This is a genomic window from Streptomyces sp. NPDC048257, from assembly GCF_043201855.1.
Classification (GTDB): domain Bacteria; phylum Actinomycetota; class Actinomycetes; order Streptomycetales; family Streptomycetaceae; genus Streptomyces.
The window spans coordinates 32,391-56,821 of record NZ_JBICZI010000017.1 but is presented as its reverse complement, the minus strand read 5'-3'; the positions used below and the strand labels follow the sequence as shown (position 1 = coordinate 56,821).

Genomic DNA, 24,431 nt, shown 5'->3' with positions numbered 1-24,431 from the left:
GCGATGTTGAACGAGTCCGAGGATTTCACGCCCGAAATCAATGTCGCCTCCGAAGCCGGTGGAACGCAGGGCGAAAGTCCTGAAGGCACGACGTCGTGGCAGCAACGCCTGACCGGCCTCACCGAGACCGAGCAGCACGCCGCACTGCTGGAGTGGGTGTCCACGCTGGCATCCGCCGCACTGCGGAACACGGCCCCCGACAGCCTCGACCCCCACCGCCCCTTCCTGGACCTGGGCTTCGACTCGCTCGCCGCCGTCGACCTGCACGCCAGGCTCGTCGCTGGAACCGGTCTTCGACTGCCCGTCACCCTGGCCTTCGACCACCCCACCCCCGCGCACCTCGCCCGCCATCTGCACGCCGCGATCCTCGGACTGACCGGGCCCGCCGAGACGGCCGTCACGGCCGCGGTCGGCAGCGACGAACCCATCGCCATCGTCGGTATCGGCTGCCATTTCCCCGGCGACGTGCAGTCCCCCGAGGCGCTGTGGGACCTCGTCGAGACCGGAACCGACGCCATTTCTGCATTTCCCACCGGGCGCGGCTGGGATATCGACGCGCTGTACGACCCGGACCCCGACCGGGCCGGCACCAGCTACGCCCGCGAGGGCGGATTCCTGCACGACGCCGACGCATTCGACGCAGCATTCTTCGGGATATCTCCGCGCGAAGCGCTCGCCATGGACCCGCAGCAGCGACTCCTTCTCGAAACGTCCTGGGAGGCATTCGACCGCGCCGGAGTCGACCCCGCCGAACTGCGCGGCGGTCAAGTCGGCGTATTCGTCGGCGCCGAAACCCAGGAATACGGCCCCCGGCTCCAGGACGCCGCCGACGGATTCGAGGGCTACCTCGTCACCGGAAACGCGGCCAGCGTCGCCTCCGGCCGTATCGCCTACACCTTCGGATTCGAAGGCCCGACGGTCACCGTCGACACGGCCTGCTCCTCCTCGCTCGCCGCCCTCCACCTCGCCGTCCAGGCGCTGCGCACCGGCGAATGCTCCCTCGCGCTCGCCGGCGGCGTCGCGGTCATGGCGAGCCCCGGCTCGTTCCTCGCCTTCAGCCGCCAGCGCGGCCTGGCTCCCGACGGCCGCTGCAAGCCGTTCGCGGCCGCCGCCGACGGTACGGCGTGGGGCGAGGGCGCCGGCATGCTGCTGGTCGAACGGCTCTCCGACGCGCGCGCGAAGGGCCACCGGATTCTCGCGGTCGTCCGCGGCTCCGCCATCAACCAGGACGGCGCCAGCAACGGCCTCACCGCACCCAGCGGTCCGTCCCAGCAGCGCGTCATCCGCCAGGCCCTCGCCAACGCCGGCCTGTCCGCCGCCGAGGTCGACGTCGTCGAGGCGCACGGCACCGGCACCCGGCTCGGCGACCCGATCGAGGCCCAAGCGCTCCTTGCCACGTACGGCCAGGAGCACACCGATGACCGGCCGCTGTGGCTCGGCTCTCTGAAGTCGAACATCGGCCACACCCAAGCCGCCGCCGGTGTCGCCGGCATCATCAAGATGATCATGGCGATGCAGCACGGCGTACTGCCCCGGACGCTGCACGTCGACGAGCCGACCCCGCACGTCGACTGGGAGGCCGGAGCGGTCACCCTGCTGACGGAAGCGGTGGAGTGGCCGGAGTCGGACCGCCCGCGCCGTGCGGGCGTGTCCTCCTTCGGGATGAGCGGCACCAACGTCCACGCCATCATCGAAGAGCCGGCGGCCCAGGACCGCGACGGCACGCGCACGGCCGGTGCCCAGGTACCCGACTCCAGCCGCAGCCAGGCGCCGGACATGTCCGCCCAGGCGCAGGACACCTCCACAACGCCGGGTCCCCTGCCGTGGGCGCTCTCCGCCAAGACCCCCGAGGCCCTCCGCGCCCAGGCGCGCCGGCTGAGCACCATGATCGCGGCGCAGCCGCACGTCACCCCGCTCGACATCGGCCACTCCCTCGCGACCACCCGAGGCCGTTTCGATCAGCGCGCCGTAGTGCTCGGTGACGACCGCGAAACGTTCCTGAACGCACTGCACGCCCTCGCCGCGGGCACCGACACACCCTCCGTCGTCCAGGGCGCCCCCGCACCGGGCAAGCTCGCCTTCCTCTTCACCGGCCAGGGGAGCCAGCGGCTGGACATGGGCCGCGAACTGTACGAGACCTACCCGGTGTTCGCCGACGCCCTCGACGACGCCTGCTGGTACCTGGACGACCAGCTCGAAATCCCGCTCCTCGACGTGCTGTTCGCCGATGCGGGCAGCCCCGAGGCCGCACTTCTGCACCAGACCGCCTACACGCAGCCGGCGCTGTTCGCCGTCGAGGTGGCGCTGTTCCGACTGGTCGACAGCTGGGGTCTCAAGCCCGACTTCGTGGCGGGTCACTCGATCGGTGAAATCGCGGCCGCGCACGTGGCGGGGGTGTTCTCACTGGAGGACGCCTGCATGCTCGTCGCCGCACGCGGCCGCCTGATGCAGGCGCTGCCGACCGGTGGCGTGATGATCGCGCTGCAGGCCTCGGAGGACGAGGTCCTGCCCCTGCTGGGCAACCGGGTGAACATCGCCGCGATCAACGGTCCGCAAGCCGTGGTCGTCGCGGGCGACGAGGACGCGGCGGTCGCGATCGCGGAGAGCTTCGAGGCCCGGGGCCGCAAGACGAAGCGGTTGACGGTCAGCCACGCGTTCCACTCGCCCCACATGGACGGCATGCTGGAGGAGTTCCTCCGCGTCGCCCAGGTACTGGACTACGGCAGGCCCACCCTCCCCGTCGTCTCTCTCCTCACCGGCACCACCGCGACCGCCGCCGAACTGGCCACCCCCGAGTACTGGGTGCGCCACGTCCGGGACACCGTACGGTTCCTCGACGGCGTACGGACCCTCGAGCAGCGAGGCGCCCGGACCTTCCTGGAGCTCGGGCCGGACGCGGTGCTCACCGCCATGGCACAGGACTGCGTCGACCCGCAGGGCACCGCCTTCGCCTCCGCACTGCGTTCCGGCCGCCCGGAGGCGACCACTCTGCTCAACGCCGTCGCGCGCGCCCACGTCCGGGGTGCGGAGGCGGACTGGGCCGCGTTCTTCGCCGGCACCGGTGCGCGACGGGTCGAGCTTCCGACGTACGCCTTCCAGCGTCAGCGCTACTGGATGGACTCCCGCACCGTGCCCGCGGAGTCCGCCGCGCAGACGGCGCGCGGTGCCGATCAGGCCGACAGCGTGTTCTGGGACGCTGTCGAGCACGAGGACGTGGCCGTACTCGCCGCTGCCCTCGAACTGGACCTCGACAGCGAACAGCCGCTCAGCGAGGTCGTTCCTGCGCTGTCCGCTTGGCGCCGCCGACGTCGTACGGAGTCGGAGGTGGACGGTTGGCGTTATCGGGTGTCGTGGAAGCCGCTGGCTGATGTCTCGGTGGCGGGGTTGTCCGGTGTTTGGGTGGTGGTTTCGCCGGCTGGGGGTGTGGATGACTCGGCTGTGGTGGGTGCTCTTGTCGGGCGTGGTGTTGAGGTCCGTCGGGTTGTGGTGGAGGCGGGTGCGGATCGGGTTGCGCTGGCTGGGTTGCTGGCCGGCGAGGGGTCTGTCGCGGGTGTGGTTTCCCTTCTGGGGTTGGATGAGTCGCAGGGGTTGTCGGCGACTGTTGGTTTGGTGCAGGCGCTGGGCGATGCCGGGGTGGGGGCGCCTTTGTGGTGTCTGACGCGTGGTGCGGTGTCGGTGGGTCGTTCGGATCGGTTGGTGTCGCCGGTTCAGGCGCAGGTGTGGGGTCTTGGCAGGGTTGCTGCTCTGGAGGTTCCGGAGCGTTGGGGCGGGCTCGTCGATCTGCCGGAGGTGCTGGACGAGCGGGCTGTGTCTCGTCTGGTGGGTGTGCTTGCGGGTTCTGGTGAGGATCAGGTCGCGGTTCGTTCTTCTGGTGTGTTCGGTCGTCGTCTGGTGCGTGCACCACGCGGCGAAGGTGCTTCGACGTGGGCGCCGAGCGGCACGGTCCTCGTAACGGGGGGCACTGGTGCTCTGGGTGGCCGGGTGGCGCGTTGGCTGGCGGGGGCGGGGGCATCGCGTCTGGTTCTGACCAGTCGTCGTGGCCTGGATGCTCCGGGTGCGGCGGAACTCGTCCAGGAGCTCACCGGCCTGGGCGTCGAGGCTTCGGTCGTGGCGTGTGATGCGGCCGACCGCGACGCTCTGCGCAACTTGCTGACGGCTGAGGCCGGGTCTTTGACGGCTGTGGTGCACACGGCTGGTGTGCTGGACGACGGTGTGCTGGATGCGTTGACCCCGGACCGGATCGACAGCGTGCTGCGGGCCAAGGCCGTCTCCGCACTCAACCTCCACGAGCTCACGGCCGAGCTCGGTATTGAGCTTTCCGCCCTCGTCCTCTTCTCCTCTGTCACAGGGACGGTCGGTGCGGCCGGTCAGGCCAACTATGCGGCCGCCAATGCCTTCCTGGACGCTCTGGCCGAGCAGCGGCGCGCCGACGGTCTCGCGGCGACGTCCCTCGCCTGGGGTCCGTGGGCCGAGGGCGGCATGGCCGCCGACGACGCGATGGACGCACGGATGCGGCGCGAGGGCATGCCCCCCATGGCGCCCCCCTCCGCGATGGGCGCACTGGAGCGGGCCGTTGGCGCGGGCGAGGCAACACTGACCGTTGCCGACATCGACTGGGAGCGTTTCTCCTCCGTCATCGCCGCCGTCCGCCCCAACCCGCTGATCGGCGACCTCGTCGCCGGCGCGGAGGGCGCAGCAGCCGCTACCGGCCACGGAGCCGTGGTCACGGGCGCCGACGTCGCCGCCACCGTCTCGGGCCGGTTGGCGGGCCTGACCGAGGCCGAGCAGGAGCGGGAGCTGCTCAGCCTGGTCCGTATGCACGTAGCCGCGGTACTCGGGCACGACGGCTCGGACGCGGTCGGTGCCGAACGGGCGTTCAAGGAACTCGGCTTCGACTCCCTCACGGCCGTCGAGCTGCGCAACCGCCTCGGTGCCGCCACCGATCTCCGGCTCCCCACGACGCTCGTGTACGACTACCCCACGTCGGCCGCACTCGCCGAGTACCTGCGGGGCGAACTGGTCGGCAGCGCGCAGGACGCCGGCCCGCTCCTGCCCGCCGTGGTCGCCACCGATGACGATCCGATCGCGATCGTCGCGATGAGCTGCCGCTTCCCGGGTGGCGTACGGACTCCGGAGGAGCTCTGGCAGCTCCTCGCGGACGGCTCGGACGCGGTCGCCGCGTTCCCGGCCGATCGTGGCTGGGACCTGGACGGCCTCCACAGCACTGATCCGGAGCGGTCGGGGACCTCGTACGCGCGTGAGGGCGGGTTCCTCTACGACGTCGCGGACTTCGACGCGGACTTCTTCGGGATCTCGCCGCGCGAGGCGCTGGCCATGGACCCGCAGCAGCGCCTGCTGCTCGAAACCTCCTGGGAGGCCTTCGAGCGCGCCGGGATCGACCCGTCGTCGCTGCGAGGCAGCCAGGCCGGTGTCTTCGTCGGTACCAACGGCCAGGACTACCTCTCGCTGGTCGCGCGCGAAGGCGACGGACTCGAAGGACACGTCGGTACGGGCAACGCGGCCAGCGTCGTCTCCGGCCGGCTCTCGTACGTCTTCGGTCTCGAAGGCCCGGCGATCACGGTCGACACGGCCTGCTCGTCGTCGCTGGTCGCTCTGCACCTGGCTGTGCAGGCGCTGCGCCAGGGCGAGTGCACCTTGGCGCTCGCCGGTGGTGTCACGGTGATGTCCACTCCCGACGCCTTCGTGGACTTCAGCCGTCAGCGGGGGCTCGCGGAGGACGGCCGTATCAAGGCGTTCGCGGCGGCTGCGGACGGTACGGGCTGGGGCGAGGGCGTCGGCATGCTCCTGGTGGAGCGGCTGTCCGACGCACGTGCCAAGGGGCACCCGGTCCTGGCGGTCGTGCGGGGCTCGGCGATCAACCAGGACGGTGCGAGCAACGGTCTGACCGCGCCGAACGGTCCTTCCCAGCAGCGCGTCATCCGCCAGGCACTGGCCGGTGCAGGGCTGTCGGCCGCCGACGTGGACGCGGTGGAGGCGCACGGCACGGGAACGAAGCTCGGCGACCCGATCGAGGCACAAGCCCTCCTCGCCACGTACGGCCAGGGCCGCCCGGAGGACCGGCCGCTGTGGCTGGGCTCCGTGAAGTCGAACATCGGCCACACGCAGGCCGCCGCGGGTGTCGCGGGCGTGATGAAGATGGTCATGGCGATGCGGCACGGTGTGCTCCCGCGCACGCTGCACGTGGACGAGCCGACCCCGCACGTCGACTGGTCGGCGGGCGACATCGCCCTGCTCACCGAGCAGCGGGAGTGGCCGGAGACCGGCCACCCGCGGCGGGCAGGTGTGTCGTCGTTCGGCCTGAGCGGTACGAACGCCCACACCATCATCGAAGAAGCCCCTGCCGACGACGCCGAGCCGACGACCGGCGCGGGGACGGTCCCGTCCGTTCTGCCGCTGGTCATCTCTGCCAAGAACGACGTCGGCCTGCGCGCACAGGCGGAGCAACTGGCGACCCACCTGGTCGGGAACCCGGCCGTCCCCGTCGGTGACATCGCCTACTCCCTCACGACCGGCCGCTCCGGGCTGGAGACGCGTGCGATCCTGGTCGGCGACGCGGACAACCGCACAGGGCTCGCGGCCGCACTGCGAAGCCTCGCTGCCGACGAGCCGGCTCCGGGTCTGGTCCAGGGCACGGTGGCCGACGGCGGGCTCGCGTTCCTGTTCACGGGGCAGGGGAGTCAGCGGCTGGGGATGGGCCGTGAGATGTACGAGGCGTATCCGGTCTTCGCGGACGCGCTCGACGCGGTGTGCGCGCGAATGGACCTCGAAGTCCCGCTGAAGGACGTGCTGTTCGCGGGACGCGCGAGTGACCTCATCGACCGGACCGCGTACACGCAGCCGGCTCTCTTTGCCGTTGAAGTGGCGCTGTTCCGTCTGCTGGAGTCGTGGGGTCTGCGGCCGGACTTCGTGGCGGGTCATTCGATCGGTGAGATCGCGGCGGCGCATGTGGCGGGGGTGTTCTCGCTGGAGGATGCGTGCGCGCTGGTTGAGGCGCGTGGGCGGTTGATGGGTGCGCTGCCTGGTGGTGGCGTGATGATCGCGGTGCAGGCGTCGGAGGACGAGGTCCTGCCGCTGCTGACCGACCGGGTGAGCATTGCTGCGATCAATGGTCCGCAGTCGGTCGTGGTCGCTGGTGACGAGGTCGACGCTGTCGCGATCGCGGACGCCTTCCGGGCTCAGGGCCGTAAGACGCATCAGCTCGTCGTCAGTCATGCCTTCCATTCGCCGCACATGGACGGCATGTTGGAGGACTTCCGGGCTGTGGCGGAGGGCCTGTCGTACGAGACTCCGCGCATTGCGGTGGTGTCGAATCTGACGGGTGCGCTGGTCTCGGAGGAGATGGGCTCGGCCGACTTCTGGGTGCGTCATGTCCGCGAGGCGGTGCGTTTCCTCGATGGGATGCGCGCCTTGGAGGCTGCTGGGGTTACGACGTACGTCGAGCTCGGCCCGGACGGTGTGCTGTCCGCACTGGCGCAGGAGTGCGTCAGCGAGAGCGGTGCTGCCTTCGTTCCGGTCCTGCGCTCCGGCCGTCCCGAGGCCGAGACCGCGGTCACCGCGCTGGCTCGGGCGCATGTGCGGGGTGTGGACGTCGACTGGGCCGCGTTCTTCGCCGGGACCGGCGTCCAACGGGTCGACCTGCCCACCTACGCCTTCCAACGACAGCGGTTCTGGCCCGCGACGACGGCGGAGAATGCGCCGGTCGGCGGGATGGCCGACGCGGTGGACGCTCGCTTCTGGGATGTCGTCGAGCAGGAAGACGTCGAGTCTCTTGCTGCGCTGCTCGGCCTCGACGACGCGAGCGCGTGGGGGAGCGTAGTCCCCGCGCTCTCGGCCTGGCGTCGGCAGGGCCGACAGCAGGCCCAGGTCGACGGATGGCGCTATCGGACGAGCTGGAAGCCGGTGACGGCTGCGGTGTCCTCCGGCGTGGTGAGCGGGACATGGCTCGTCGCTGTACCCGCCGGACGTGAGGGGGACGACGCGCGGGTCGAGGCCGTGACCAGCGGGCTGGCCGGGCGTGGTGTTGAGGTCCGTCGGGTTGTGGTGGAGGCGGGTGCGGATCGGGTTGCACTGGCTGGGTTGCTGGCCGGCGAGGGGTCTGTCGCGGGTGTGGTTTCCCTTCTGGGGTTGGATGAGTCGCAGGGGTTGTCGGCGACTGTTGGTTTGGTGCAGGCGCTGGGCGATGCCGGGGTGGGGGCGCCTTTGTGGTGTCTGACGCGTGGTGCGGTGTCGGTGGGTCGTTCGGATCGGTTGGTGTCGCCGGTTCAGGCGCAGGTGTGGGGTCTTGGCAGGGTTGCGGCCCTCGAGGTTCCCGAGCGTTGGGGCGGGCTCGTCGATCTGCCGGAGGTGCTGGACGAGCGGGCTGTGTCCCGTCTTGTCGGTGTGCTTGCGGGTTCTGGTGAGGATCAGGTCGCGGTTCGTTCTTCTGGTGTGTTCGGTCGTCGTCTGGTGCGTGCACCACGGGCCGGGGGATCTCAGTCCTGGACGCCGAGCGGCACGGTCCTCGTAACGGGGGGCACTGGTGCTCTGGGTGGCCGGGTGGCGCGTTGGCTGGCGGGGGCGGGCGTTGAGCGTCTGGTTCTGACCAGTCGTCGTGGCCTGGATGCTCCGGGTGCGGCGGAGCTCGTCCAGGAGCTCACGAGCCTGGGCGTTGAGGCTTCGGTCGTGGCGTGTGATGCGGCCGACCGTGACGCTCTGCGTGCTCTGCTCTCTGCTGAGGCGGGGTCTTTGACGGCTGTGGTGCACACGGCCGGTGTGCTGGACGATGGTGTGCTGGATGCGTTGACTCCGGACCGGATCGACAGCGTGCTGCGGGCCAAGGCCGTCTCCGCACTCAACCTCCACGAGCTCACGGCCGAGCTCGGTATCGAGCTTTCCGCCTTCGTTCTGTTCTCGTCCATGAGCGGCACGGTGGGTTCGGCCGGTCAGGCCAACTACGCGGCCGCCAATGCCTACCTGGACGCTCTGGCCGAGCAGCGGCGCGCCGACGGTCTCGCGGCGACGTCCCTCGCGTGGGGTCCGTGGGCCGAGGGCGGCATGGCCGCCGATGAGACACTCGAAGCCCGCATGCGCCGAGACGGTGTGCCTCCGATGCCCGCGGATCAGGCGATCCGCGCCCTCCGCCAGGCCGTCGCAAGCGAGGACGCCGTTCTCACCGTTGCCGATGTCGAATGGGACCGATTCCTCCCGGGCTTCGTCGCCGCACGGAACAGCGAACTGTTCAGTGAGCTGCGTGACGTCCGTGACGCCCGCGCGACACAGGATCGCGCGCAGGCCGCCGTCGGCGCCGACCGTCCGAGCTCCCTCTCCGGGCGGCTGTCCGCCCTCGCGCCCGCCGAGCAGGAGCGAGAGCTGCTGGAGCTGGTCCGTACGCAGGTCGCCGCCGTGCTCGGCCACGCCGGTGTGGAAAACGTAGGCGCGGGACGGGCGTTCAAGGAGCTTGGCTTCGACTCCCTCACGGCCGTCGAGCTGCGCAACCGCATCGGCTCGGCCACCGAGCTTCGGCTCCCGGCCACGCTGATCTACGACCACCCCACGTCTGCCGCTCTCGCGGAGTACCTGCGGGGCGAGCTGGTCGGCAGCGTGCGCGTCGCCGACACGCTGCTGCCCGCGGTGGTCGCCACCGACGACGATCCGATCGTGATCGTGGCGATGAGCTGCCGTTTCCCCGGCGGCGTACGGACCCCGGAAGACCTGTGGCAGCTCCTCGTGGACGGCACGGATGCCGTCGGCGCGTTCCCGGCCGACCGCGGCTGGGACCTGGACAGGCTCTACAGTCCCGACCCGGATCGGCCGGGCACCTCGTACACCCGCGAAGGCGGATTCTTCGACGGGGCCGCGGACTTCGATCCTGCCTTCTTCGGGATCTCGCCGCGCGAGGCGCTCGCCATGGACCCGCAGCAGCGGCTGCTCCTGGAGACGTCCTGGGAAGCCTTCGAGCGGGCCGGGATCGACCCGTCCTCGCTGCGAGGCAGCCAGACCGGTGTCTTCGTCGGAACCAACGGCCAGGACTACCTGTCCCTCATCACCCGTGAACCGGAGGGCCTGGAAGGCCACTTGGGCACGGGCAATGCGGGCAGTGTCATGTCCGGTCGTGTCTCCTACGTGCTGGGCCTGGAAGGGCCGGCGGTCACGGTCGACACGGCGTGCTCGTCGTCGCTGGTCGCCCTGCACTGGGCGATCCAGGCCCTGCGCAACGGCGAATGCAGCATGGCGCTGGCCGGCGGCGTGACCGTCATGTCCACGCCCGAGAACTTCGTCGACTTCAGCCGTCAGCGTGGGCTCGCGGAAGACGGACGTATCAAGGCGTTCGCGTCGGCTGCGGACGGTACGGGCTGGGGTGAGGGCGTCGGCATGCTCCTGGTGGAGCGGCTGTCCGATGCCGAGCGGAACGGTCACCCGGTCCTGGCCGTGGTGCGTGGCTCGGCCGTCAACCAGGACGGTGCGAGCAACGGTCTGACCGCTCCGAACGGTCCCTCCCAGCAGCGGGTGATCCGCGCGGCGCTGGCGAGCGCGGGCCTGTCGGCGGGCGACATCGATGCGGTGGAGGCGCACGGTACGGGTACGAAGCTCGGTGATCCGATCGAGGCGCAGGCTCTCCTTGCCACGTACGGGCAGGAGCGCTCCGAGGGCCGCCCGCTGTGGCTGGGCTCGATCAAGTCGAACATCGGTCACACGCAGGCCGCGGCGGGCGCGGCGGGCATCATCAAGATGGTCCTCGCCCTGCAGCACGGCGTGCTGCCGCAGACGCTTCACGTCGACGAGCCGACCCCGCACGTCGACTGGACCGCAGGCGACGTCACTCTGCTGACCGAGCAGACGGCCTGGCCGACGGTGGACCGGCCGCGACGAGCCGCAGTGTCGTCCTTCGGGATCAGCGGCACCAACGCCCACACCATCATCGAACAGGCGCCGGCGGTCGAGCACGTGGTGGACGGTGAGGCGACGCCCACCGCTCCGGCCCTCGCGCTCCCACTGCCGTACGTCCTCTCCGCGAAGAGCCCCGAGGCCCTGCGCGCCCAGGCGGCCGTACTGCGCACGCACCTGGAGGCCACGGACAACAACGGGCTCGGCTCCGACGAGCTGGCCTTCTCGCTCGCCACGGCACGTGCACACCTCGAACACCGCGCAGTCCTGACCACTGACGACCCACAGGAATTCCGGGACGCACTGGCAGGCCTCGCGGACGGCGATCCCTCGCCCAGGATCACCACCGGGGCCGTGAGTGACGGCCGTACGGCGTTTCTGTTCACGGGGCAGGGGAGTCAGCGGCTGGGGATGGGCCGTGAGCTGTACGAGGCGTATCCCGTCTTCGCGGACGCGCTGGATGCGGTGTGTGCCCGCATGGACCTCGAAGTGCCGCTGAAGGATGTGCTGTTCGGGGCGGATGGTGCTGCGCTGGACGAGACCGTGTATACGCAGCCTGCGTTGTTCGCGGTCGAGGTGGCGTTGTTCCGGCTGGTGGAGTCGTGGGGTCTGAAGCCCGACTTCCTGGCGGGTCATTCGATCGGTGAGATCGCGGCCGCGCATGTGGCGGGGGTGCTGTCCCTCGACGATGCGTGCACGCTGGTCTCCGCCCGCGGCCGGCTCATGCAGGCGCTGCCGGCCGGCGGTGTGATGATCGCCGTTCAGGCGTCGGAGGACGAGGTCCTGCCGCTGCTCACCGACCGCGTGAGCATCGCCGCGATCAACGGTCCGCAGTCGGTCGTGATCGCGGGCGACGAGGCCGACGCCGTAGCCATCGCCGAGTCCTTCACGGGTCGCAAGTCCAAGCGACTGACCGTCAGCCACGCCTTCCATTCGCCGCACATGGACGGCATGCTCGACGCCTTCCGTGAGATCGCCGAGAGCCTCACCTACGAGACTCCGAGCATCCCCGTGGTCTCGAACCTCACCGGCACCCTGGTCTCCGACGAGATGGGCTCGGCCGAGTTCTGGGTCCGGCACGTCCGCGAGGCCGTCCGTTTCCTGGACGGCATCCGCGTCCTGGAGGCTGCGGGTGTCACCAAGTACGTCGAGCTGGGTCCCGACGGTGTTCTGTCCGCCCTGGCCCAGGAGTGCGTGAGCGGCGAGGACTCCGTCTTCATCCCCGTACTCCGCAAGGCACGCCCCGAAGCCGAGACGGTCACCACCGCCCTCGCCACGGCCCACGCCCACGGCATTCCCGTCGACTGGCAGACGTACTTCTCCGGGACCGGCGCCCAGCGCGTCGACCTCCCCACCTACCCCTTCCAGCGCCAGCGCTACTGGCCCAGCGCTGCCGCGTTCGCCACCGGCGACCCGACGGCGATCGGGCTCGGGGATGCCGGGCACCCGCTGCTGGGTGCGGCGGTGGCGCTCGCCGACTCCGAGGGCGTGCTCTTCACCGGCCGCCTGTCGCTCGACACCCACCCCTGGCTCGCCGACCACACCATCCTCGGCAGCGTCCTGCTGCCGGGCACGGCCTTCGTCGACCTGGCGATCCGGGCCGGTGACCAGGTCGGATGCGATGTGGTGGAGGAGCTGACCCTCGAAGCGCCCCTCGTCGTCCCCGAGCGGGGCGGTGTGCAGCTCCAGCTCGTCGTCGAGGCGCCGAGCGGGCCCGGGCAGCGACCGTTCAGTGTGCACTCCCGCCGGCAGGACGCCTTCGCGGAGGAGCCGTGGACGCGTCACGCCTCCGGCGTGCTGACCGCCGGTTCCTCCCGCCGGGAACTGCCGGAAGGAACCGGGGAGTTCGCGGAGCTGGCCACGTGGCCTCCGGTCGGAGCCGTACCCGTGGACGTGCGCGGTCTGTACGCGGAGCTCGCCGAGGTCGGTGTGGCCTACGGCCCGCTGTTCCAGGGGCTCAAGGCGGCCTGGCGGCGGGACGGCGAACTGTTCACCGAAGTGGCGCTCCCGGGCGAAGCCCGCCGTGAGGCGGCACGGTTCGGGCTGCACCCGGCCCTGCTGGACGCCGGTCTGCACGCCATCGGCCACGACGATCGCCCCGAACCGGCGACGACCGGCGCGCTGTTGCCCTTCTCCTGGTCCGGAGTCTCGCTGTACGCGGTGGGCGCCTCCTCCCTCAGGATGCGGTTGACTCCGCACACGCCCGACGACGCCCACACCGTGGCGTTGCTCGTGGCGGACGAGACCGGGCGTCCGGTGGCGGCCGTGGAGTCGCTGACCCTGCGTACCGCGTCGGCCGAACAGGTACGCGCGGCCGACGGCGGTCACTTCGACTCACTCTTCAAGGTGGAGTGGCTGCCCGCGGCCGGAGTTGCCGCGCCGCACGGCGACTCCACCGGACGGCGATGGGCTGTCCTGGGCCGCGACGGACTCGATCTGGCGGCCACCGGCGCGCAGGTGACCGAGTACGACGATGCCCCCGCCCTCGGTGCGGCGCTCGCGGCCGGCGAGCCGGTGCCGGACGCCGTGTTCGTACCCCCGACGGCCCGTCCGGCGCAGGACGCCACGGCGGCCTCCGTGCACGCGGCCGTGACGGACACGCTGTCCTTCGTGCAGGACTGGCTGGCGGACGAGCGGTTCGCCGCCACGCGCCTGGTGTGGTTGACCTCCGGCGCGGTGGCGGCCGAGCCCGGCGCGGGCGTTCAGGACCTGGCGGGCAGCGCCGTACGCGGCCTGCTGCGCTCGGCGCAGTCCGAGAACCCCGGCCAGCTGCTGATGCTCGACCTCGACCAGGACGCGGCCTCGGTCGCGGCGGTACCCGCCGCGCTGGCCGCGGGTGAGCCGGAACTGGCGATACGGCGCGGAGAACTCCGCACGCCGCGCCTGGCGCGCGTCCCGTCGGCGGACGCCGCGGCAGAGCCGCTCAGCACCCTCGGCGCCCCATCCGGCACGGTGCTTGTGACCGGGGCCACCGGCACCCTGGGCGGACTCTTCGCCCGCCATCTGGTGACGGCGTACGGGGCGGAGCGACTGCTGCTCACCAGCCGCCGCGGGCCCGAGGCCGAGGGTGCGGCCGAACTGGTCGCCGAACTTGCACGGTTGGGGGCGCACGCCGAGCTCGTCGCCTGCGACGCCGCCGACCGTGACGCGCTCGCCGCGCTCATCGAGTCCGTACCGTCCGAGCACCCGCTGACCGCGGTGGTGCACACGGCAGGCGTACTGGACGACGGCATCCTCTCCTCGCTCACCCCCGAGCGCGTGGCCGCCGTCCTGCGTCCGAAGGTGGACGCTGCCTGGAACCTGCACGAGCTGACACGGGACCTCGACCTCTCGGCGTTCGTTCTCTTCTCGGGCGCGGCCGCCGCATTCGGCGCGGCCGGGCAGGCGAACTACGCGGCCGCCAACGCCTTCCTGGAAGCCCTGGCGGAGCAGCGCCGAGCCGAAGGTCTGTCCGCCACCTCGCTCGCGTGGGGCCTGTGGGCTCCGCATGCGGGCGGCATGGCCCAGCAGCTGGACGAGGTCGACCTGCGGCGCATCGCCAGGGACGGCGTCGGCGGGCTCTCCGGCGACGAGGGCCTTGCCCTCTTCGACACCGCGATGACGGTCGATGCGGCGGTCCTGCTGCCCATGCGGCTCGACCTCGCGGTGGCGCGGGCGCAGGCCGTCTCCACGGGCGAGACACCGGCGCTGCTGCGCGCCCTCGTACGGGTGCCCTCGCGGCGAGCGGTCGAGCAGCGCGCGGCGGCGGACGGGGCATCGCCCCTGACGGCCCGGCTGTTCGCCCTGCCGGACGCGGACCGCGAGGACATGCTGCTGGACCTGGTGTGCGGGCGGGTGGCCGAAGTCCTCGGCCACACCGACGCCCGCGCGGTCGACGCGGACCGCGCCTTCAAGGAGCTCGGATTCGACTCCCTCACGGCCGTGGAGCTGCGCAATGTCCTGAAGGCCGAGACCGGCCTCAGGCTCTCGCCGACCCTCGTCTTCGACTACCCGACTCCGGTGGCGCTGGCCCGGCACCTGCTCGCCGAGCTGGCGGGAACTGCCGATCACCAGGACGCCGTAAGCGGTCGGAAGGCACCCGCACGGCCCGCCACGGTCACGGCCGCGACCGGCGAGGACCCGATCGTCATCGTCGGCATGGGCTGCCGCTTCCCCGGCGGCGTACGGTCGCCGGAGGACCTGTGGCAGCTCGTCGCCACCGGCGGCGACGGCATCAGCGCCTTCCCGTCCGACCGTGGCTGGAACGTCGAGGCCCTCTACCACCCCGACCCCGACCACGCGGGCACCTCGTACACCCGCGAAGGCGGCTTCCTGCACGACGCGGCCGACTTTGATCCCGGGTTCTTCGGGATCTCGCCGCGCGAGGCCCTCGCCATGGACCCGCAGCAGCGCCTGCTGCTGGAAACCTCGTGGGAGGCGTTCGAGCGGGCCGGAATCGACCCGGCGACGCTGCGCGGAAGCCGTACGGGCGTATTCGCCGGTGTGATGTACCACGACTACGTGACCGGCATCGGCGACGGCGGCAGCGGCGTCGAACTGCCCGAGGGGGTCGAGGGCTACCTCGGCACCGGCAACGCCGGCAGCATCGCCTCCGGCCGGATCGCCTACACCTTCGGCCTCGAAGGCCCGGCGGTCACCGTCGACACGGCCTGCTCGTCGTCTCTCGTCGCCCTGCACTGGGCGATCCAGGCGCTGCGCACCGGCGAGTGCACGATGGCACTGGCCGGCGGTGTCGCCGTCATGGCCACCCCCGAGACCTTCGTCGACTTCAGCCGGCAGCGCGGCCTCTCGGTCGACGGCCGGTGCAAGTCCTTCGCCGCGGCAGCGGACGGTACGGGTTGGGCCGAAGGCGCGGGGATGCTCCTGGTGGAGCGCCTCTCCGACGCCGAGCGCAACGGGCACCCGGTCCTGGCCGTGGTCCGGGGCTCGGCGATCAACCAGGACGGTGCGAGCAACGGTCTGACCGCTCCGAACGGGCCGTCCCAGCAGCGGGTCATCCGCGAGGCGCTGGCCGGCGCCGGTCTGTCGGCCGCCGACGTCGATGCGGTGGAGGCCCACGGTACGGGCACCCGGCTCGGCGACCCGATCGAGGCGCAGGCACTCCTGGCCACGTACGGCCGTGAGCGTGAGGCGGGCCGCCCGCTGTGGCTCGGCTCGATCAAGTCGAACATCGGTCACACGCAGGCGGCTGCCGGTGTCGCGGGCATCATCAAGATGGTCATGGCGATGCGGCACGGCGTGCTGCCGCAGACGCTGCACGTCGACGAGCCGACCCCGCAGGTCGACTGGGAGGCCGGTGAGGTCTCCCTGCTGACCGGGGCGATGCCATGGCCGCAGACGGGCCGTCCGCGCCGTGCGGGCGTGTCCTCGTTCGGCATCAGCGGCACCAACGCCCACACGATCATCGAGCAGCCGCCGGCCCGTGAAGCGACCCCGGTGTCAGGGGTTGTTGAGGCGCCGAGCGCGCCGACGGTTCCGGTGGTGCCGTGGGTGCTCTCGGGCAAGGGCCGGGACGCGCTGCGAGCGCAGGCACGTCAGCTCCGGTCGTACGTGCTCCGCACACCGGAACTGCGTCCGGTCGACATCGCCCGGTCGCTGGCGGTAGGACGGGCGTCCTTCGAGGACCGTGCGGCCGTGGTCGCCGCCGACCGTGAGGGGCTGATGGCCGGCCTTGAGGCGCTGGCGGACGGCGGTTCGGCGGCGGGGGTTGTGGAGGGTTCGTCGGTGGGCGGGAAGCTGGCGTTCCTGTTCACGGGGCAGGGGAGTCAGCGGCTGGGGATGGGCCGTGAGCTGTACGAGGCGTATCCGGTGTTCGCGGACGCGCTGGACGCGGTCTGCGCCCGAATGGAGCTCGAAGTCCCGCTGAAGGACGTGCTGTTCGCGGGGGCCGAAAGTGGCCTCATCGACCAGACCGCGTATACGCAGCCTGCGTTGTTCGCGGTTGAGGTGGGCCTGTTCCGGCTCGTGGAGAGCTGGGGTCTGAAGCCCGACTTCCTGGCGGGTCATTCGATCGGTGAGATCGCGGCTGCGCATGTGGCGGGGGTGTTCTCGCTGGAGGACGCCTGTGCTCTGGTGTCTGCGCGTGGGCGGTTGATGCAGGCGCTGGCGACCGGCGGTGTGATGATCGCCGTTCAGGCGTCGGAGGACGAGGTGCTGCCGCTGCTGACCGACCGGGTGAGTATTGCCGCGATCAATGGTCCGCGGTCGGTTGTGATCGCGGGCGACGAAGCCGACGCGGTGGCGGTCGCCGAGTCTTTCGCCGGCCGCAAGTCCAAGCGGCTCACGGTCAGTCATGCCTTCCATTCGCCGCACATGGACGGCATGTTGGAGGACTTCCGGGCTGTGGCGGAGGGGCTGTCGTACGAGACTCCGCGCATTGCGGTGGTGTCGAATCTGACGGGTGCGCTGGCCTCGGAGGAGATGGGCTCGGCCGAGTTCTGGGTGCGTCATGTCCGCGAGGCGGTGCGTTTCCTGGACGGCATCCGCGCTCTGGAGGCTGCTGGGGTTACGACGTACGTCGAGCTCGGTCCCGACGGCGTCCTGTCGGCCATGGCCCAGGACTGCCTCAGCAAGGACGGCGCCACCTTCGCGCCCGCCCTCCGCAAGGGCCGTCCCGAGGCCGAGACCGCGGTCGCCGCCGTGGCTCGGGCGCATGTGCGGGGTGTGGACGTCGACTGGGCCGCGTTCTTCGCCGGGACCGGCGCTGAGCGGATTGATCTGCCGACGTACGCCTTCCAACGGCAGCGCTACTGGCTGCAGATCCCCGGCGCCGCGCAGAGCGGCGTCGCCGACGCGGTGGACGCTCGCTTCTGGGATGCCGTGGAGCGCGAGGATCTGGAGTCGCTGGCCGCCACCCTTGAGGTCGACGACGAGAGCGCGTGGAACAGCGTCCTCCCCGCCCTGTCCGCTTGGCGCCGCCGACGTCGTACGGAGTCGGAGGTGGACGGTTGGCGTTATCGGGTGTCGTGGAAGCCGCTGGCTGATGTCTCGGTGGCGGGGTTGTCCGGTTCCTGGGTGGTGGTTTCGCCGGCTGGGGGTGTGGATGACTCGGCTGTGGTGGGTGCGCTCGTCGGGCGTGGTGTTGAGGTCCGTCGGGTTGTGGTGGAGGCGGGTGCGGATCGGGTTGCACTGGCTGGGTTGCTGGCCGGCGAGGGGTCTGTCGCGGGTGTGGTTTCCCTTCTGGGGTTGGATGAGTCGCAGGGGTTGTCGGCGACTGTTGGTTTGGTGCAGGCGCTGGGTGATGCCGGGGTGGGGGCGCCGTTGTGGTGTCTGACGCGTGGTGCGGTGTCGGTGGGTCGTTCGGATCGGTTGGTGTCGCCGGTTCAGGCGCAGGTGTGGGGTCTTGGCAGGGTTGCTGCTCTGGAGGTTCCCGAGCGTTGGGGTGGACTCGTCGATCTGCCGGAGGTGCTGGACGAGCGGGCTGTGTCTCGTCTGGTGGGTGTGCTGGCGGGTTCTGGTGAGGATCAGGTCGCGGTTCGTTCTTCTGGTGTGTTCGGTCGTCGTCTGGTGCGTGCACCACGCGGCGAAGGTGCTGCGGCGTGGGCCCCGACTGGCACGGTTGTGGTGACGGGGGGTACGGGTGTTCTGGGTGGTCGGGTGGCGCGTTGGCTGGCGGGGGCGGGCGTTGAGCGTCTGGTTCTGACCAGTCGTCGTGGCCTGGATGCTCCGGGTGCGGCGGAGCTCGTCCAGGAGCTCATGAGCCTGGGCGTTGAGGCTTCGGTCGTGGCGTGTGATGCGGCCGACCGCGACGCTCTGCGGAACTTGCTGACGGCTGAGGCGGGGTCTTTGACGGCTGTGGTGCACACGGCTGGTGTGCTGGACGATGGTGTGCTGGATGCGTTGACTCCGGACCGGATCGACAGCGTGCTGCGGGCCAAGGCCGTCTCCGCACTCAACCTCCACGAGCTGACGGCCGAGCTGGGTATCGAGCTCTCTGCCTTCGTTCTGTTCTCGTCCATGAGTGGCACGGTGGGTGCTGCGGGCCAGGCCAACTACGCGGCTGCCAATGCCTTCCTGGATGCTCTGGCCGAGCAGCGGCGTGCGGATGGTCTCGCGGCGACGTCCCTCGCGTGGGGTCCGTGGGCCGAGGGCGGCATGGCCGCCGACGACGCGATGGACGCACGGATGCGCCGCGAGGGACTGCCCCCGATGGCGCCGGACGCGGCACTGACCGTTCTGCGTCAGAGCGTCGGGTCCGCCGATGCGGCGCTGACGGTGGTCGACGTGGACTGGCAGCGGTTCGCCCCTGCCCTGACCGTCGTGCGCCCCAGCAACCTCCTTGCCGAGTTGCCCGAGGCTCGCCCCGCCGGAACGGATTCCCGTACAGGCGGCGCAACGCCCTCCGAGGGCGCCGGCTCGTTCGTCGAGCGGCTGGCCGCGCTCGGTGGGGCCGAGCAGGAGCGGGAGCTTCTGAACCTGGTCCGTACACATGTCGCCGCCGTACTCGGACATGGCGGCGCGGACGCCGTGGGTGCCGAACGGGCCTTCAAGGAACTCGGTTTCGACTCCCTGACCGCCGTCGAGCTGCGCAACAGGCTCGGGGCCGCGACCGGCGTACGCCTGCCGGCCACACTGATCTTCGACTACCCGACCGCCACGGCTCTCGCTGCGTACCTGCGCGGCGAGTTGCTCGGCACTCAGGTCGTGGTGTCCGGTCCGGTGTCCAACGTCGTCGTCGACGACGATCCGATCGCGATCGTCGCGATGAGCTGCCGCTTCCCCGGTGGTGTACGGACCCCGGAAGACCTGTGGCGGCTGCTGTCGACCGGTGGTGACGCGATCGGTGAGTTCCCCGCCGATCGCGGCTGGGATCTGAGCCGGCTCTACAGCCCCGACCCCGACAAGCAGGGCACCTTCTATGCCCGTGAAGGCGGGTTCCTCTACGACGTTGCCGACTTCGACGCGGACTTCTTCGGGATCTCGCCGCGCGAGGCGCTCGCCATGGACCCCCAGCAGCGACTGCTCCTGGAGACGACCTGGGAGGCCTTCGAGCGGGCCGGGATCGACCCGTCGTCGCTGCGGGGCAGCCAGGCCGGTGTCTTCGTCGGCACCAACGGCCAGGACTACGGAGCAATGCTCCAGAACGTCCCGGACGGCATCGAAGGTTTCCTCGGTACCGGCAATGCGGCGAGCGTCGTCTCCGGCCGACTGTCCTACGCCTTCGGGTTGGAGGGCCCGGCCGTCACGGTGGACACCGCGTGCTCAGCCTCGCTGGTCGCCCTTCACTGGGCGGTCCAGGCGCTGCGCAGCGGCGAGTGCTCGCTCGCACTGGCCGGTGGCGTGACCGTCATGTCGTCGCCGGGTGCCTATATCGACTTCAGCCGTCAGCGTGGCCTGGCGGAGGACGGCCGTATCAAGGCGTTCGCGGCGGCCGCGGACGGTACGGGCTGGGGCGAAGGCGTCGGCATGCTCCTGGTGGAGCGGCTCTCGGACGCCCGCAGGAACGGTCACCCGGTCCTGGCCCTGGTCCGTGGCTCGGCCATCAACCAGGACGGTGCGAGCAACGGCCTGACCGCGCCGAACGGTCCCTCGCAGCAGCGCGTCATCCGCCAGGCCCTTGCCAACGCGGGCTTGTCCGCCGCAGAAGTGGACGCGGTCGAGGCGCACGGGACCGGCACGAGGCTCGGCGACCCGATCGAGGTGCAGGCACTCCTCGCCACGTACGGCCGCGAGCGCGAGGCCGACCAGCCGCTGTGGCTCGGCTCGATCAAGTCGAACATCGGCCACACGCAGGCAGCCGCCGGTGTCGCGGGCGTCATCAAGATGGTCCTCGCCATGCAGCACGGGGTGCTCCCACAGACCCTGCACGTGGACGAGCCGACCCCGCACGTCGACTGGTCGGCCGGCGACATCGCCCTGCTGACCGACGCCGTCGAGTGGCCCGAGACCGGTCGCCCGCGTCGCGCAGGTGTGTCGTCGTTCGGCTTCAGCGGCACCAACGCTCACACGGTTCTGGAACAGGCACCGAAGCCTGAGGAGGCGAACCCGCCCGCCCGACCGCATCAGCCCGGTGTCATGTCGTGGGCGCTCTCGGCGAAGAGCGAGGCGGCGCTGCGCGTCCAGGCCGAGCGGCTGCGGACGCGCATCGCCTCCGACCCGCTCCTCCAGCCCGCCGACGTGGCCTATTCCCTCGCGACATCGAGGGCGGCCCTTGAGCGGCGCGCCGTGGTCGTCGCGACGGAGCGTGACGAGTTCCTGGCCGCTCTCAAGGCGCTGGCCTCCGGACAGGCTGCTCCGGGCCTGGTGCAGGGCAGGGTGACCGAGGGCGGGCTGGCGTTCCTGTTCACGGGGCAGGGAAGTCAGCGGCTGGGGATGGGCCGGGAGCTGTACGAGGCGTATCCCGTCTTCGCGGATGCGTTGGATGCGGTGTGTGCTCGTCTGGAACTGCGCTTGAAGGACGTTCTGTTCGGAACCGAGCACGACTTGCTGGACCAGACCGCGTACACGCAGCCGGCTCTCTTCGCCGTTGAGGTGGCGTTGTTCCGTCTGGTGGAGAGCTGGGGCGTGAAGCCCGACTTCCTGGCCGGGCACTCGATCGGTGAGATTGCGGCCGCGCATGTGGCGGGGGTGTTCTCGCTGGAGGACGCCTGTGCTCTGGTTGAGGCTCGTGGTCGCCTGATGCAGGCACTGCCCACTGGCGGCGTGATGGTCGCCGTCCAGGCGTCGGAGGACGAGGTGCTGCCGCTGCTGACCGATCGGGTGAGCATTGCCGCGATCAACGGCCCCCAGGCCGTGGTCATTGCGGGTGACGAGGCCGAGGCGGTGGCGATCGCCGAGTCCTTCACCGGCCGCAAGACGAAGCGGCTCACGGTCAGCCATGCGTTCCATTCGCCGCACATGGACGGCATGCTCGCCGACTTCCGCAAGGTGGCGGAGGGGCTGTCGTACGGGGCTCCGCGGATCCCGGTCGTCTCGAACCTCACCGGGGCGCTGGTCACCGATGAGATGGGCTCGGCGGACTTCTGGGTCCGGCACGTCCGTGAGGCCGTCCGTTTCCTGGACGGCATCCGCACGCTGGAGGCCGCGGGCGTCACGACGTACATCGAACTCGGCCCCGACGGCATCCTCTCGGCCATGGCCCAGGACTGCCTGACGGGCGACGAAGCGCTGTTCGCGCCCGCTCTTCGCAAGAGCCGCCCCGAGGCGGAGACCGTCACCACGGCCCTCGCCCACGCGCACACCCACGGCATCGCCGTCGACTGGCACGCGTACTACTCCGGCTCCGGCACCGGGATCGGCGTCCAGCGCGTCGACCTCCCCACCTACGCCTTCCAGCGCCAGCGCTACTGGCTGGAGGAGGCGCCCGCCGCGGCGGCCGTCGAGCCCCTGCCCGGCTCGCTCGGGGCCGTGGACGCGCAGTTCTGGGCGGCCGTGGACAACGCGGATCTCCCCGCGCTCACCGCCACCCTGGACATCGACGCCGACCAGCCGCTGAGCGCCCTGCTGCCCGCACTGTCCGCCTGGCGGCGGAAGCGCAAGGAGCAGTCGGTCGTCGACGGCTGGCGCTACTCGGTCACCTGGAAGCCGATGGCCGATCCGGCCATCGCCCGGCCGGCCGGGACCTGGCTCGTCGTGACCCCCGCCACCGGCCCCGTCGACCTGCCCGCGGTCTCCGCCGCGCTGGCAGCACAGGGAGTGGACGTACGGGAAGTAGCCCTGGAGACATCCGAGTTGGATCGCGAAGGCCTGGCAGGCCGGATGCGTGAGGTGCTCGCGGGCGATCGGGCCGATGGCGTGCTGTCCCTGCTGGCGCTCGCCGAACACCCCCACCCGGCCCACCCGGCGGTGCCCACCGGGCTGCTCCTGACCGGGACGCTCGTACAGGCACTCGGCGACGCCGGAGTCGACGCCCCGCTGTGGTGCCTCACCACCGGCGCCGTGGCGACCGCACCCTCCGACCGGATCAGGAGCGCGGCACAGGCACAGGTCTGGGGCCTCGGCCGGGTCGTCGCCCTGGAACACCCCGAGCGCTGGGGCGGACTCGTCGACCTGCCCGTACCGGCGGACGGGCGGGCACTCGACCGGCTGCTCGCCGTCCTCGCGGGTGCCGGGGACGAGGACCAGATCGCTGTACGGTCCGCGGGCCTGCTCGCCCGCCGTATCGGGCACGCCGTGCCTCCCGCCGCCGGGCAGCCCGCCGACAGCGGGACACCGGGCGACGGCGCGTCGGCCGGCTCCGCCTGGCGGCCGCGCGGCACTGTCCTGGTCACCGGAGGCACGGGCGCGCTCGGCGGGCACGTCGCCCGCTGGCTCGCGGCACACGGCGCGGAGCACCTGGTCCTGCTCAGCAGGAGGGGCCCGCAGGCGCCCGGCGCCGAGGCCCTGGTCGCCGAGATCGCCGCTCTGGGGGCAGGGGCCACGGCCGTCGCCTGCGACGTGACCGACCGGGCCGCCGTGTCGGAGCTGCTCGCCAGGCTCGCCGACGGCATGTACGGTCCCGGCCTCACCGCCGTCTTCCACACGGCGGGTGCCGGGCAGTTCGCGCCGCTCGCCGAGACCGGCCCCGGCGAGGTCGCGGACGTCGTCGCCGCCAAGGTCGCGGGCGCCGCACACCTCGACGAACTGCTCGGCGACACGGAGCTGGACGCCTTCGTCCTCTTCTCCTCCATCGCCGGCGTCTGGGGCAGCGGAGGCCAGAGCGCCTACGCCGCGGCCAACGCCCACCTCGACGCCCTGGCTCAGCAGCGCCGGGCCCGCGGGCTGACAGCCACGTCCGTGGCCTGGGGTCCGTGGGGCGAGGGTGGGCTGGTCGCCGACGAGGAGGCGGCCGAGCAACTGCGCCGCCGCGGCCTGTCCGTCATGGCGCCGGAGTTGTCGATCGCCGCCCTTCAGCAGGCACTGGACGGGGACGAGACGGCAGTGACGGTGGCCGATGTCGACTGGGACCTGTTCGTGCCGGCGTTCACCGCCGCCCGGCCGCGTCCGCTGATCACCGACCTCCCCGAGGTGCGCCGCGCTCTGGCGGCAGAGCAGGACGGAGCCGCCACCGCGGCCGAGGAAGCGGCGGGCCTCGAAGCCGAGCTGCGTGGGATGAGCGGAACCGAGGCCGAGGGTGTCGTCCTGAACCTGGTCCGTGCGCAGGTCGCCGTCGTCCTCGGACACGAGGGAGCGACGACGGTCGAGGCGGCCCGTGCCTTCAAGGAGTTGGGCTTCGACTCGCTCACCGCGGTCGAGCTGCGCAACCGCCTCACCACCGCCACCGGACTGCGGCTGCCCGCAAGCCTGGTCTTCGACTACCCGACCCCGGCCGCACTGGCCGCGCACATCAGGGCGGAACTCCTCGGCGAGGACACCACGCCCGAACTCCCCGCACTCGCGGAGATCGACAAGCTGGAATTCCTCCTCTCGTCGGTTCCCGAGGACACCACCGAACGCGCTCGCGTCACCGCACGGCTCGAATCGCTCCTGTCGAACTGGAACAGGGCAGAACGAGCGGTCATCGGAGAGGACGAAGAAATAGCCATCGAATCGGCATCCGCCGACGACCTCTTCGACATCATCAACAACGAATTCGGAAAATCCTGATCTGATGACCGATCCGATGTCCG

Annotated in this window: 1 protein-coding gene; it reads left to right on the top strand. The window is 71.1% G+C overall.

What is annotated here, in order from left to right:
• The first annotated feature begins 3 nt into the window (after positions 1-3).
• Positions 4-24,408 (top strand): type I polyketide synthase, encoded by a 24,405-nt coding sequence (locus ACGFZK_RS26685; protein ID WP_393851388.1) that lies wholly within the window; start codon positions 4-6, stop codon positions 24,406-24,408.
• The last annotated feature ends 23 nt before the right edge of the window (positions 24,409-24,431 follow it).

What these genes read in the sequence shown, in the direction of transcription:
- ACGFZK_RS26685 (WP_393851388.1), top strand. Translation starts at nt 4, where the DNA reads ATGTTGAACGAGTCCGAGGATTTCACGCCCGAAATCAATGTCGCCTCC.